The following is a 13952-nucleotide window of genomic DNA, read 5'->3' on the forward strand; positions in this document are numbered from 1 at the left end:
GCTCCTCTCCCAGCCTGGAAAGAATAGCCGAAAACTCCAAATTCAGACGGTCCAGTTTTCAGGGGGCAGAGCATCGGCGCTCAAGCTCCCGAACGCGGGCTTCCATCTCTCGAACAGCCTTATTCCTGGTCACGCTTTCATCTCCTGTCACAGCGACACTCCCTCCCTCAAGCATCAATCTACGCCACCGATACAACAGATTGGGCGCCACGCCATTGCCACGAGCAACGGCCGAAACGCTATCCCCGTCGTAGAGGGTCTCTTCAACGATCCGCAGCTTTTCAGCCGCAGACCAGCGTCGACGGCGCCCACCATCAGTAATGATTTCCATCGCAGACATAAACATGTGCTTAAGGCTATCTTTAAGCCTCCTTGGTCAGTCCGAGGTGTCCGGTCGAAATGGGGGCCAGTTCAGTCGGAAAGAAGTGCCGTGGAGACGTTATGGCCGTCTGCGCAGCCCTCAAATTGCGCAGCGGGTGGCCATAACCGGGTCTCAGGTCTCAACAGTGGTTTTGCATAGCCCATTGTTTGAGACGCTGCTGGAGGTCTCAGAGACGCGTTGCCGATGTCGTTCATCAAAAGCTGCGGCGTCCTTATCCTGATAGGTGATGCTATAGCGGATGGAGTCGTAGATTGCGATCTTGCGCGCCGTGGCCGTCACCGCCTTTCGCTTGCCTATGCGCGTTCCCAGCCGCCGGTAGAAGGCACCCAAGGCCGTGGCGCTTTTGTCAATCGTCACGGCAACCAGAGAAACAGATCGGCTGCACGACTGGAGGACCGTCGTCTCCGCGAAGATAGCAAATTCTCTCCGGAAGTTTTGTTGCCTGAGGCCAAGCAAGGCCAGACGGTGACGTGCTTGGCACTCTTCCAAGCGCACAGGTCGGGGCCACATCTGGCCACTAGCTTTAATACCAACGATGGTCTCAGACTATGGTTCTGCGTTAGGTTTGTGCCCAACACACCGTAGAGTGCGGCCCGAAAGACGGCGCATTGTCCTGCTTAACGCGCATTCACCAGAATAATTTCAAAGCCGTGCGCCTCCAGAATCTCGAACGCCAGTATCTAGTAAACGCCGTTCGATTTCATTACCACGCTAGTGACACCACACTATTGATACTAAGCGGCGAGTTCGTGCAGAATCTGTGTAAATATCCCGAAAGATAACACTAGAATTTACCATCCCTTCCTAAGAAAGAATTATTTTCCTTATATATAACAGTACCTTGTAAAATTATGTTTCGCGTGCGAAACATTTGGGTATGCCATTTTCTGGCGACACCTGAGACTATGCCTTCCAATCCCGGACCAACGCCTCAATTGCATCCATCAAATCATCTGTTACAGCTGGACCAGATAAGCGCAGCGTACCTTTGCTGCGGCTTACGGTAATTGGCGATGCCGGGATAGTGGGTGCAGGCTTTGCTGCCCCCTGCCCCACCTTCTTAGAATATGAACCGCCCTCCAGAGCCTTCTGTATCAAGGCTGCTTCATCCTCCGGCGTGGCCGGATCTGCTTTACGAAGCCTGTCATAGAGACGCTTCCCCCAATCCGGCTCTGCCTGCAAACGGGTCGATACCGCGAGGCCAAGGCGTTCAGTCAACGCGGAAGGGTGACGGATATAGGCCCCAAGGGTTTCGACCACCGGGAGGAAGCTTTTAATTTTAGACCGTTTGGCACGAGAAGCGGCCGCGAAGAGACTGTTTAGGGCCTCTTTTTCGTTGCGAAACACGCCCTCACGAACAGAGCCTGCGACGATACTGGCCCGTTCAAAATAGCTGAGACCGACACGGATTTCGTTTTCCTCGACCATGGCGATATAGGCATCTGAGGCGGTATCCGGTTTGCGGATCAGCGCCAGCACATTGCCCGGCCCCTCCCCGCGCTGTGCGAGGCTGCCTAAGGCACTAATACGGCGCCAACCGGAGATCAGCCCGTAGCGGCCCGGTGTTGTCTCGACCACCTCAATCGGGGTCTGCTGCCCGCGTGCCAGAAGAGAAGCTTCGAGTGTTGCCATTTCTTCGGGGTCGATCGTGATCCGGTCGCGGATCATATGGGCGGCATCTACTGCGTCGAGCGGGATCTTCTGAACCAAGCGCCCCTCTTCGCGGGCCGCCTGCATTTCGCCTGCGACAGTCTCTAACGCGGCGGTTGTGGCCGCCTGCCCCGCGACATCGGCAATCGGCGCACGGCGCTTCATGTGATCGGGCGCATATCCAATTGGAATGTCCATGGCTTTGGTCTCCGGCGCTGCGATCTTGGACGGGTCCGGAACAGCAAGGCGTTTACGTTTGGCCATGGTAGCCTCCTGCAGAAAGAGTGAAAAAAGGGTTATCCCAACGTGCGCAGCTTAGAACGAGGGTAGGGTGGTTCATGACGCGCCCTGCTCTGCCACGTCTCGTGCCCATGCACCGATCAAAAGCTTTTTGAACGCGGCATAGGTTTCATCAAAGGTCTCGCGGCCCCGGGCATAGGTCTCACGGTTAAAATCGCGGTAGTCGGCCTCATAGATACCATTCACGCTTTCGCCTGCTTGCCCGATCAGCGCGGTAAAACCCTGACGGTGGGGTGACAAGGTTGGCCCTAGATAGGCCTGCATGAGTGCCGCCATCTCGGCCTGCTGGGTGCTGTCAAAACGGGTGATGACCGCGCGCACCGCATCCCATTCGAAGTTAACCTCTGGTTGGCCCAGGGCACGTGCAGCGACGTTTTCCCCGTCTTCGATTGAGGAGAACGTCGCGTGCAGCATGTCAAAGAAACGCCCTGTGGAATCAAACTCAAGGAAGGACGCGCCCAAAGGCACCAGCAAGATATCAGCGGCGGCCAATCCATTGATCGTCAGATAGCCAAGCGCGGGCGGCGTATCGAGAAAGATGACATCGTAGTTGTCCAGCACACCATCGGCCTCTAGCCGGTCGGTTAGCGCATCCCAAAGCTTCCAACCGCGTGCGGCCATGCGCCAAACGGGAATTTGGAATTCCGCCCAGTAGAGGTTCAGCTGCGCACCGATCAGATCAATGTTGGGCCAATGGGTTTTCTGGATTAGGTCATCAGAGGTGATTTCGCGTGCATCGCTAAGCGCATCATCCAGCGGCTGCGGGGTTTCGCCGCGGGAGACACGGGCCCGGTTCTCCCCCTGTAAATGGTCGGCATAGTGGCGCGCGAGAAGCGGAAAGACGGTTTGCCATTCGTCTTCAACCTTGCCCCCGAAAATACTGGTCATTGAACCTTGGCTATCCAAATCGATCACCAGCACACGGTAGCCATCCAGCGCTGCCGACATCGCCAGATGGGCCGCGGTCGAGGTTTTGCCAACACCGCCTTTGAAGTTGGCCACGGCCACCATTTTGGCGGGTCGCCCTTTGGGTCGGTAGGGGAGGTATTCTTTGGCCTTGGACCCTTCGGCGGCAAAGAAGGCGCGCAGGCGCAGCACTTCGTCGAGGGTAAACCACTTGGCGCCGCCTTCTGTCTCAGATCGGCCTTGGGGCAGTTCGGGGTTTGCTTTCAGAACGCGGCGGAAATGGGCCTGTGCTACGGGAATGAGGTATTTAGTAATTTCCCAAGTGGAGAACAGACGGAGGGATTTCTTGCCTTCTTCGCCCAGACCTCTTGTAGCAAGGTCTCCCATGCCCTGCGTGCAGGCCTCGGAAATGGTCAGGAACTTTTGCGTGCCTACTGGCGCTTCCAGTTCTGCCCGCGCCTTTTCAGGCGTGATGGAGAAATAGGGGGGGTGATCCATGAAACTGCCCTGTGTGCTGCCTTTTTGGCAGAGTATCACAAAAGGGCGCACATGGAACTATTTTCGTCTCCTCATATGAGTTTTCTCAGAAAACCAGCGGTTTTTTCACCCGGAAAGCAGGGGAATGAGCGAATTATTTTAGTGTTAATATCAGTTATTTATAGTTAAGGGGATCAGCCTTTCAGGCTTTATCTCTGTTTTTAAAGGGATAATCTGAATTTTCTGAGTACTGATTGAATCTGAACCCACGATAAAGCGATTCTGAAACCACGCTGAAGTGACTCTGAACCCCCGATTGTGCGACAAGCGAGACTGGACAGGCCACTGTGGATAAGTCCACTCTAGGCGTAACTAAAACCACGATTCTAAAAAGCCGCCACAGAGCGGTATAAGAACGACGAGGGCAGCATGATAAGCGGGCAGGGGGCTTTGGCCCCTCATCATCATCCCAATGGGGATTTCTTTCTTTGTGACGTGTTTGATGTCGTGCCCAAGAGCGATCTGGCCAGCATGGAACATCCGCTGTTCTCATTGGCGACGCGGCCAGATCGGCGCATTCTCCAGTACGCGCATAACGACGTTGAGATCACAGTGACGCCTTCAGTGCGTGGGTTGGCGACGATCCATGACAAGGACATTTTGATCTTTTGCATTTCGCAGTTGATGGCAGCGGTGAATGCAGGTCGGGCGACATCGCGGCGGCTTGTGCTTAAGGCGCATGATCTGATGGTGGCAACGAATAGGGAGACCAGCGGTGATGCTTATCGTCGGCTCAAGGATGCTTTCGAGCGGCTGGTGGGCACGCGGATCACAACCAATGTTGCCACTGGCCCCAAGGATGATCCCATCGAGGTTACGACCGGTTTTGGCTTGATCGAAAGCTGGGAGATCGTGCGCAAGACCCGTGGTGGGCGCATGGTCTCGGTGGCGGTAACGCTGTCGAATTGGCTGTATCGGGCGGTGCTTTCCAAATCAGTGCTGACGTTGAGCCGTGATTACTTTCGTCTGCGCAAGCCGCTGGAACGGCGGCTATACGAGTTGGCACGCAAACATTGTGGCCGCCAGAGGAGTTGGCAAGTGTCGGTGGAAACGCTGTTGAAAAAGACGGGATCCAATTCGCCGCGCCGGGTGTTTCGCAAGATGATCCGTGACATCATCGCGGCGGATCATTTGCCGGACTACCAGCTGGTGGAAGAGCGGGGCGATATCATCCGTGTCACCGCGCGGGACGCGGTGCTAGAGCCGGGCATTACCCCCAGCCCCTCCCCGGATGCATTGGAAGCGGCCCGCGCTTTGATGCCGGGGATGGATGTTTACGCGCTGGTAGCAGATTGGCAAAGCTATTGGCAGCGGAAGGGCCAGCAGCGCTTGCGCAGTGTGGATGCCGCTTTCCTAGGCTTTGTAAAAGCGCGGAGCGAGACGTAGGGCGGGGCCGGTTGTCTCATCTGCCGAAGCGTGCCACATGGCGCTAAACAAGAGGATGAACCATGGCGAAAGTACTGGTGACCGGCGGGGCCGGATATATTGGAGCCCACGCATGCAAGGCGCTGGCGCAAGCGGGATATACGCCGGTGGTGTTCGACAACCTAAGCACCGGACATCGTGCGGCGGTTAAGTTCGGCCCGCTTGTCGAGGGGGATCTTCTGGACCGGGCGGCGATTGATGCAGCATTGGCGGAACATGCCCCCATTGCAGTCATGCATTTCGCAGCACTGAGCCAAGTCGGCGAGTCCATGCAAGACCCCGCCCGCTATTGGCGCGAGAATGTGTTGGGCGGGCTGAACCTGATCGAAGCGACGCGGGCCGCTGGGATCGACAAGTTCATCTTTTCTTCGACCTGCGCCACCTATGGCGATCAAGATGGGGTCGTGTTGAACGAAGAGACCGACCAACGCCCGATCAACGCCTATGGCGGCTCGAAGCTGGCGATCGAACAGATGCTGCGCGATTTCGCGCCCAAAGGGCTTAACCATGTGATCTTCCGCTACTTCAACGTGGCCGGCGCGGACCCCGAAGCAGAGGTAGGCGAGGCCCATGATCCGGAGACCCATTTGGTGCCGCTGATCCTCCAAGCCGTGGCCGGAACACGCGGGGCGTTGACCATTTTTGGCACCGACTACGATACCGAAGACGGCACCTGCATCCGGGACTATGTGCATGTCAGCGATCTGGTCGACGCTCATGTGGCGGGGTTGAAATGGCTGGAAGCGGGCAAGCCTTCGGAAGTCTTCTGCCTAGGCACCGGCGACGGGTTCTCGGTCCGCGAGGTGGTTGCGGCGGCCGCAGCAGTCACGAATGGCCCGGTCCCGATGGAAGAAGGCCCGCGCCGCGCCGGGGATGCGGTGAAACTGGTTTGCGGATCGGATAAGGCCAGAACGCAATTGGGCTGGACGCCATCGCGCTCCACCATGCCGCAGATGCTGCGCGATGCACATCGCTGGCATGCCTCGGACGGGTTTTAAATCCTGCTTTTCAGCTCTATGACAGGCTCCGCTCGCTGCGGTCCTGTGGGGCCAATACCATCCTGAAAGCATCCTTACGTGTCTTCAAACGATCCCCAAAGCCTGGTCGCCATCGTGGTCACCTACAATCGGCTCGACCAACTTCGGAAGACGGTGGGGCGGCTGTTGGAGAGCAGTGCGGCGGAGCTTACGGGGTTGGTGGTGGTCGACAACGCCTCGACCGATGGGACGGCAGAATGGCTGGCCGCGCAGAACGACCCGCGGCTCGTGAACCATCGGTTAGAGATAAATTCCGGCGGCGCAGGCGGGTTCGAGGCGGGTATGCGCTTTGTCATGGCGCAAGAAACCCCTCCGGATTGGGTCTTGCTCATGGATGACGATGGGCGGCCTGAGCCCGGTGCGCTAGCGCGGTTTCACGCCATGGACCGCAGCGGTTGGGATGCGCTGGCCGCCGCAGTCTATCACCCCACCGGGATGATCTGTGATATTAACCGCCCGGCGCTAAACCCCTTCTGGCGGCCCAAACGATTTCTGAACACGCTTTTCGGTGTATTTACAGGGCAGGCCCGGGATGGCTTTCATCTGACGGCGAAAGACTATGAAAGGCAGGGGGCCAGCGAGATCGACGTAGGATCTTTCGTTGGGCTGTTCATCTCGCGTCAGGCGATTGAGCGAACGGGCTATCCGGATGGAGCGGTCTTCATCTATGGTGATGATGTGCTCTACAATCTGCGCATGCGCGAGCGCGGCAACCGGATCGGCTTTGCGCCCGAGTTGCGGTTCGAGCATGATTTTAAATCCCTTGAGGGGCCGGTACAGCGATTCCGGCCGCTTTGGAAAGCCTATTACAATCACCGGAACCTTTTGCTGGTCTATCGCCGGGCCGCGGGCATTCTGTTTTGGCCCGCGCTTTTATTGATCCTACCCAAATGGTGGCGCAAGGCGCGCCACTATGGAGGTGATCGCTCGGCGTATGAGCGCCTCACACGTGCGGCGATCCGCGACGGCTTGCGCCGTGATCTGACCCGTTCTCACGCCGAGGTGCTGGCCCTAGCGGCCGTTGTTGAGGATGTCGCGGTGGAAACGCCCAAGTAGCAATAAGCCGAGGCAAAGTGTTACTAGGCAAAAGGTCACGACGTAGGTAACGCTGACATAATCCGGCGCATAGGTCGGGTAAAAACCGCTGCGCATGATGCCTGAGATATGCATGTGCGGAATGTACCAGATGATGTTCTGGGCTGCTTCGGGCAGGTCTTCGTACATGATCAGAATGCCCGAAGCCAAGAATAGCGGTCGGGTAATGATGGACCAGATCAAAGGCCATGGAGCTAGCATACCGTTCAGGGCGCAGTTCACCGCCCCCAGCCCAAGCCCAAGCAGCGCTGCCAGCGCAAGCGCGAGGAGGATCGGTGCAATTTCGATAATGACCCGCGTTTCTGTCAACTCAAGCAACCCTACGATCAGCACATAGGTCACCAGCAGCGAGGTCAGCGTGTTCAGCGTAAAGCGGGCGATCATGGCATCGATCCACGTCACGACTGGATATCGCAGCAGGTTTTTGGAGAAAGCGATGGCGCCGCCGACGGCCTGCACGACATTCTGGTAAAGCGTGAAGGGCAGCATGCCCGTGGCGAAAAACAAAATGAAGCTTGACCCGAGTGGGGGTGTTCTGACCAGCAGCGAAAAGCCAATTGCCATGATCAGAATGACACCGATCGGCTCTAGAAAGGCCCAAAGGTAGCCGCCGGGCGACCGGCCATAGCGGGTCGACATCTCGCGCAGCATCAGGGCAAGGATCACCCGCCCGGACGCCCAAGAATGACGTTTGCGCCCCTGAGCAACGGGCGGCGGCACCGAGGAGGCATCCTGACCGGTCTGAGGGGGGGAGATGTCTGTGGTGCTCACGGGGTGGCCTTCAGCTTCGCAAATGACGTGCATTCCCCTACATCTTTAACTAGGTTCGCAGGCAATAAGAAGTGTCGGATCAGGGGTTCGGTCTCATGAGCAGTGAAGATAAGGCAGGGCCGCCGGAGAAGGCGGGAGAAAATCCTGCGCCGAATAAACCAAAGCCCCAGCAGAAACCCCCGGCGGGCCAAGCGGGGGGGCAGGCCGGCAAAGGGCCGGGGCAGGGCAAGCCTCAGCCCGGGGGCCCCGGCAAAGGCCCTGCGGCTGGGGGCAAACCCGGCGGGCCGAAGCCAAACGGCCCTCCTGTCAAAATTCAACCGGTCGTGCCGGCGGCAAAGATGCGGCGCCGTCATTGGGGGCTGCTAACTAGCTTTCTATTGATCGTATTGATCCCTACGGTTTTGGCGGCTTTTTATCTCGCTGTTATTGCGCAGGACCAGTACCGATCGACCACTGGCTTTGTCGTGCGTCAAGATGAGGGTAATTCAGCGGCTTCAAGCTTGAGCGGGCTGGCGCAATTTGTGGGCGGCTCAGTCTCCTCGGACGGGGATGTTCTGTTTGAATTCGTCCAAAGCCAGCGCCTTGTGTCCGAGATTGACGCCAAGCTCGACATCCGCAGCCACTATGCGCAGCATTGGCCCGAGATGGATGGCGAAGACCTGCTGGAGAGTGATCCGGTCTTCTCGATCTGGCCCGAGGCCAGCATTGAAGACCTGAGCGATTATTGGCAGCGCATGGTGCGGGTTTCCTTCGATCAGGGCAGTGGGCTGATCGAGGTGCAGGTCCTGGCCTTTGACCCGGACATGGCACAGGCCATCGCGCAGGAAATCCTCAACCAAAGCCAAAGCATGATCAACGCGCTCAACGATACCGCGCGCGCCGATGCGATGCGCTATGCCAATGCCGATCTGGAAACGGCTCTGGACCGGCTGAAAAGCGCCCGCGAGGAAATCACCCGCTTTCGTACACGCACCCAGATTGTCGATCCGCTGGCCGATCTGCAAGGCCGGATGGGGGTCATGACGAACCTGCAACAACAGCTCGCCGAGGCGCTGATTGAGTTCGACTTGCTGCGGGATACCAATACCTCAAGCGACCCTCGGCTTACACAGGCCAAGCGCCGGATTGAGGTCATTCAAGAACGCATCCAAAGCGAACGGAACAACTTTACCGGGGGCGATACGACCAGTGCGGTGGCCGAAGATTATCCGGCACTTCTGGCGGAATACGAGAGCCTTTTGGTCGATCAGGAGTTCGCCGAAGAAGCCTATCGACTAGCCCTCTCAGCGGTCGAAGTGGCCCGATCCAATGCCTCCCGCCAAAGCCGCTATTTGGCGACTTATATCGAGCCGACACGCCCTGAGACGGCCGAATTTCCGCAGCGCTTCGTTTTGGGCGGGTTGGCCGGTTTGTTCCTGACGCTGCTGTGGGGCGTAGGAGCGTTGGTCTATTATTCGATCCGCGACCGGCAGTAGGGGGCGGTCCATGATCCGCTTTGAGAACCTGAGCAAAAGCTTCTGGGTCCGTGGTTCCCGGAAAGTGGTGGTCGACAACCTGAACATGACTTTACCGCCGGGCAAGTCATTGGCCCTACTGGGCCGGAACGGGGCAGGGAAATCCACTCTAATGCAGATGATCGCCGGATCGCTGTCGCCAGACAGCGGGCGCATCGTTCACGGCGGTACCGTATCTTGGCCGGTCGCCTTTGGCGGTTCCTTTCACGGCGAGATGACGGGCGCGCAGAACGTGCGCTTTCTGGCGCGTATCTATGGTGCCGATACCAATGCGCTGGCAGACTTCGTTGAAGATTTTGCCGAGATCGGCAAGCATTTCTACATGCCGGTGCGGACCTATTCGGCAGGCATGAAGTCACGTCTAACCTTCGGAGCCTCTATGGGGATCCATTTCGACACTTATCTTGTAGATGAGGTCACTTCTGTCGGGGATGCCGCCTTTAAAAAGAAAAGCCGCGCGGTCTTTGCCGACAGGATGAAACGCAGCGGTGCGATCTTGGTAAGTCACGCCATGCCGGATGTCCGGGCCTTTTGTGATGCCGCCATCGTGCTGGAGAACGGCCACATCGCCTATTTCGAGGACCTCGAAGAGGGCATCGCCTATCATCAGCAATTGATGAAAACCTCTTAAACAAGAGCCTTTCCAGTTTAGTCGAAGACAGGCCAAATCGGCCAAAAGCTCCGCAAAGCTGCCACCGTTATCCAATCCTATCTACCTCTTATGTCGCTGTTCCGTTCAGCTGAAAATGAATGAAAGGCATGTGAAGGAACTGATTTGGAATGGCCAGATGGGCGGCGTCCAAAAGGGGCAAGCGAGGAGCGCTGGCAATGACCTCCTAGACGACGGCGCTGGGAATGACACCTTGAGTAGAGACGGCGTCGATCAACATAGGCGAGATGGACACAGATACATTCGTGACTTCCTGCCGGGGGGCTTTTTCTCTCGAACGGCACGGGTTTAGGCACAATCAATTATGACCGGTACCGTGGTGTTGGGAAGCGATCGTGTGGAGATCCTGCGATCGGATAGCGATCTGCGGCGCGTTGGTCTCGACGATATCGCCTTTGTTTAGGGCAGCCTTATCGGGGTGCATGCGATGAAGTTCTTGCGCAAAAGGCCCCGGCCCGCATATATGTTACCATAATTAAAAATGAAATCTAAGACGTTTTGTTTAGCCCAGGCTTTGGGAAAACCGGTTAAAGTACTATTTTAAAGGAATATGGCATGACTACCTTCACGCTTAGCGGCACTAATACCGGGTTTTTGGGGGATGCTTTTTTCAATAGTTTTGACGACCTAGACTTGGAGTTGGTCTCAGCCACTAGCACAGCGGTGGTCGTGGAGAACTCATCAACAGGCTACATCACAACCTTCACCGGTTCTGGTTTTCAGTTCGCGGGCGAAGAGCCCACGGCGGGTACAGTCTATGAGATTGAGATCGCTGACGGGAATGGGAATGTACAAGGGACGGTCACCGGGCTGAACTGGGGGCTGGTAAATTTTGTCTATGCGCTGGACGAGGCGGAATACGACAATTTCAGGCCACTGGTGTCCCTTTTCGAAAGTGGAGGGCCGATCACCGTCGACGCGGCGAATGCCGGGACCGGTTTGGATATGTATGACCTGTTCAACTACCGCTTTGCCGATCTGTTCACCCAACCGTTGACGGTTATCGGGTCAGGTTTTGAAGATCATCTGTTTGGCGGGCGCGGCGCTGATACAATCATCGTTGGGGCCGACAACGGCGGCTATTATGGCGACGAGATTGATGCAACGCTTGGCAACGATACGATCGATTTTTCAGGTGTTAGCGACAGCACATATCTATGGATGGACTATGAAGATCTGGTCGACGGAGCAGTAACATTTAACGTCAACAGCGTCACCAATATTAGTACAATTGTAGGCGCGGGATTTACCGACACGCTGACGAATGTGCGCCGGATCTTAGATGCGGAAGGTCTTGGTCTTGAGGGCAGTGAAAACAACGATGTTTTCAATGTCACTAACTCCTATGGCCAGTGGATGGAGTTAATCGGCAACGAAGGGGACGATGTATTTAACCTCACGCTCGGTGGGACCATTCGATTGAGCTTCACTTGGGGGGCCAATACCAGCCCTTTCACCGGGCTAGACATCAACCTTGCGACGGGCATCGTTAACAACGACGGCCTAGGCGGTCGAGATACGATCAACATTCTGGGCGGCGATGGCCAGATTGAGGTGCGCGGCACGAACCATGATGACACCATGATCGGCTCAGATCGCAACGAGACCTTTATCACTCAATATGGTCAAGATACCGTCGATGGCGGCGGCGGTTTTGACCGGGTTCGCTACGATCGCTCAGGCGTAGACAGCGTCTATGTGAACTTGGCCACAGAGTCCGCAACCGTGATCTGGGACAACAACATATTTGAAGATACCCTAATCTCCATCGAACATGTTCGCGGTTCACGTGCGGGCGATGACGAGATCATTGGCAGTGCGGCGGACGAGCGTTTGGAAGGGCGCGGTGGCGATGACAGCCTCGTTGGTGGCGGCGGAGATGACACGTTGGAAGGTCAGGACGGCGACGATACGCTGGAAGGCGGCGCTGGCGAAGACTGGATGTATGGCGGTGCGGGGAATGACCTCTTTGTTGTAGGGGCAGGAAGCACCGGGGCGCTCATCACAACAGGCCTTGGCAATGATACCGTCGATATGACCGCCACAGATTCTTGGGTCGACGTGCGGACCTATGAGACCGACAACGCGGAAGTCTTCAATATCAATGCTGAAACCAATACCGGTCGGATCATCGGTGCCGGGACTGGGACAACAACCCTGCTTGGGGTGACTGGCGTGGTCACGAGCGCGGATGGCGGGCTGTCCCTGTTCGGCGGCTTTGGCAACGATACCTTTAATATCACGCAGGTCAGTGGCGGCTGGATGGGGCTGTCTGGGCAAGGCGGAAATGATACCTTCAACCTTGGCTCTAGCCAGGGTGGTATCGTTCGTTTGGTATACCGCGATTTCGAGGGGTACTCGACCGGCATTCAGGCCAATCTGAATACCGGGATCATTCAAGACGGCTTTGGGGGCACAGATACAATTAACGGGGCAGGTGCTGTCACGATTGAACTGCAAGCCACCATGGAGACGGATACGATCACCGGCAGTGGCCGGGATGAACGCTTCATCTTGATGGGGGGCGATGACACGCTGGAGGCGGGCGGTGGCTTTGATCTGTTGCGCTATGACCGCAGCGGCGTTGAGGCCGGCGTTAACGTGGACCTTTCAAGGGGCACTGCAACAGGCGTCTGGTCTGCAGATGGGACGACCGACACCTTTACCCATACAATTTCGGGTGTGGAGGGCGTGCGCGGATCGAATACCGGCAATGACACATTGATCGCAGGGAATGGGTTCAATGCCTATTTCGAGGGTCGCGGCGGGAACGACAGTATCGTCGGTGCCAATGGGCATGATCTGATCTATGGCGGTGACCATTACGATACGATCCACGGGGGGGAAGGGAACGACACCGTTCACGGCGATGACGGTCGTGATCTGATCTTCCTTAATCAAGGCAATGACGTCTTCCACGACAACGCTCAAGGTGGCGAACACGGTCAGGACACAGTCTTTGCGGGGTTTGGGAATGACACTATCCAAGGGGGTAACGGTAATGACGTCTTCCATGGTGAAGATGGCGAGGATCTGATTTTTGGCCGCTTGGGGGATGACCTGATCTATGCGGGCGCACAGTACGACACGGTCCATGCTGGCGAGGGGGACGACACCGTTCATGCTGGAGACGGGCGCGATCTGGTTTTCTTGAACCAAGGCGATGACGTCTTCCATGACAACGCTCAAGGGGGCGAGCACGGTCAGGACACGGTCTTTGCCGGGCTTGGCAACGACACGGTTCAGGGCGGGAATGGCAATGACATCTTCCATGGCGAAGGCGGTGATGATCTGATCCTCGGCCGTCTCGGGAATGATCTCATTTATGGCGGCGACCAGTACGACACGGTTTTTGCCGGTGAGGGCAGTGATACTGTCTACGGCGGCAACGGTCGTGACATTGTTCACCTCAACCAGGGCGATGATGTCTTTCACGACAACACGCAAGGCGGCGAACTGGGCCGCGATACAGTTTTTGCCGGGTTGGGCAACGATACGATCCAAGGTGGAAATGGCGATGACATTTTCCACGGTCAAGCTGGTGACGATCTGATCCATGGCCGTTTGGGTAATGACCTGATTTATGGTGGCGACCAGTACGACACGGTCTTTGCCGGTGAGGGCAATGATACGGTTTATGGCGGAAATGGTCGTGACATTGTCCA

At 56.8% G+C, this 13952-nt stretch carries 10 protein-coding genes and 1 pseudogene; 6 read left to right on the forward strand and 5 right to left on the reverse strand.

Features of this window, described 5'->3' with window-relative positions; all coding sequences use genetic code 11:
- Positions 1-73 precede the first annotated feature (73 nt).
- The 4 genes and pseudogenes from ACGYK2_RS17070 to ACGYK2_RS17085 form a co-directional block, all read right to left on the reverse strand.
- Positions 74-346, reverse strand: a pseudogene (locus ACGYK2_RS17070) (transposase); the annotation flags it as partial.
- A 147-nt stretch (positions 347-493) separates the two neighbouring features.
- On the reverse strand, positions 494-877 hold the full coding sequence (locus ACGYK2_RS17075; protein WP_394374439.1) for a hypothetical protein: 384 nt from the start codon (positions 875-877) through the stop codon (positions 494-496).
- 408 nt (positions 878-1285) lie between these two features.
- Positions 1286-2296, reverse strand: a complete 1011-nt coding sequence (locus ACGYK2_RS17080; RefSeq protein WP_394374440.1) for a ParB/RepB/Spo0J family partition protein — start codon at positions 2294-2296, stop codon at positions 1286-1288.
- Between the two features lie 72 nt (positions 2297-2368).
- Positions 2369-3736 (reverse strand): AAA family ATPase, encoded by a 1368-nt coding sequence (locus ACGYK2_RS17085; protein ID WP_394374441.1) that lies wholly within the window; start codon positions 3734-3736, stop codon positions 2369-2371.
- 408 nt (positions 3737-4144) lie between these two features.
- On the opposite strand from ACGYK2_RS17085, the gene ACGYK2_RS17090 reads away from it, so the two are divergent.
- The 3 genes from ACGYK2_RS17090 (at position 4145) to ACGYK2_RS17100 (ending at position 7293) form a co-directional block, all read left to right on the forward strand.
- Complete coding sequence (locus ACGYK2_RS17090; protein ID WP_394374442.1) at positions 4145-5161, forward strand: replication initiator protein A; 1017 nt, start codon at positions 4145-4147, stop codon at positions 5159-5161.
- A 62-nt stretch (positions 5162-5223) separates the two neighbouring features.
- Positions 5224-6198, forward strand: coding sequence for a UDP-glucose 4-epimerase GalE (gene galE / locus ACGYK2_RS17095; protein ID WP_394374443.1), 975 nt, complete (start codon positions 5224-5226; stop codon positions 6196-6198).
- Between the two features lie 78 nt (positions 6199-6276).
- A complete protein-coding gene (locus tag ACGYK2_RS17100; protein WP_394374444.1) occupies positions 6277-7293 on the forward strand; it encodes a glycosyltransferase in 1017 nt (338 codons plus the stop codon).
- On the opposite strand, the gene ACGYK2_RS17105 is transcribed toward ACGYK2_RS17100, so the two are convergent.
- The gene (locus ACGYK2_RS17105) at positions 7249-8103 is read right to left on the reverse strand and encodes an ABC transporter permease (RefSeq protein ID WP_394374445.1); all 855 of its coding nucleotides are present in this window, start codon (positions 8101-8103) and stop codon (positions 7249-7251) included. The genes ACGYK2_RS17100 and ACGYK2_RS17105 overlap by 45 nt on opposite strands.
- 584 nt (positions 8104-8687) lie before the next feature.
- On the opposite strand from ACGYK2_RS17105, the gene ACGYK2_RS17110 reads away from it, so the two are divergent.
- From ACGYK2_RS17110 to ACGYK2_RS17120, 3 genes are all read left to right on the forward strand, one after another.
- Positions 8688-9578: a sugar transporter gene (locus tag ACGYK2_RS17110; protein WP_394374446.1), complete on the forward strand. Its 891-nt coding sequence runs from the start codon at positions 8688-8690 to the stop codon at positions 9576-9578.
- A gap of 10 nt (positions 9579-9588) precedes the next feature.
- Positions 9589-10248: an ABC transporter ATP-binding protein gene (locus ACGYK2_RS17115; RefSeq protein ID WP_394374447.1), complete on the forward strand. Its 660-nt coding sequence runs from the start codon at positions 9589-9591 to the stop codon at positions 10246-10248.
- A 594-nt stretch (positions 10249-10842) separates the two neighbouring features.
- Positions 10843-13952, forward strand: a 3110-nt coding sequence (locus ACGYK2_RS17120; protein ID WP_394374448.1) for a calcium-binding protein, incomplete at its 3' end; no start/stop codon positions are given.

This window comes from Sulfitobacter sp. 1A10359, assembly GCF_043558145.1.
GTDB lineage: Bacteria > Pseudomonadota > Alphaproteobacteria > Rhodobacterales > Rhodobacteraceae > Sulfitobacter > Sulfitobacter faviae.

What these genes read in the sequence shown, in the direction of transcription:
- ACGYK2_RS17080 (WP_394374440.1), bottom strand. Translation starts at nt 2,296, where the DNA reads ATGGCCAAACGTAAACGCCTTGCTGTTCCGGACCCGTCCAAGATCGCA.
- ACGYK2_RS17085 (WP_394374441.1), bottom strand. Translation starts at nt 3,736, where the DNA reads ATGGATCACCCCCCCTATTTCTCCATCACGCCTGAAAAGGCGCGGGCA.
- ACGYK2_RS17090 (WP_394374442.1), top strand. Translation starts at nt 4,145, where the DNA reads ATGATAAGCGGGCAGGGGGCTTTGGCCCCTCATCATCATCCCAATGGG.
- galE (WP_394374443.1), top strand. Translation starts at nt 5,224, where the DNA reads ATGGCGAAAGTACTGGTGACCGGCGGGGCCGGATATATTGGAGCCCAC.
- ACGYK2_RS17115 (WP_394374447.1), top strand. Translation starts at nt 9,589, where the DNA reads ATGATCCGCTTTGAGAACCTGAGCAAAAGCTTCTGGGTCCGTGGTTCC.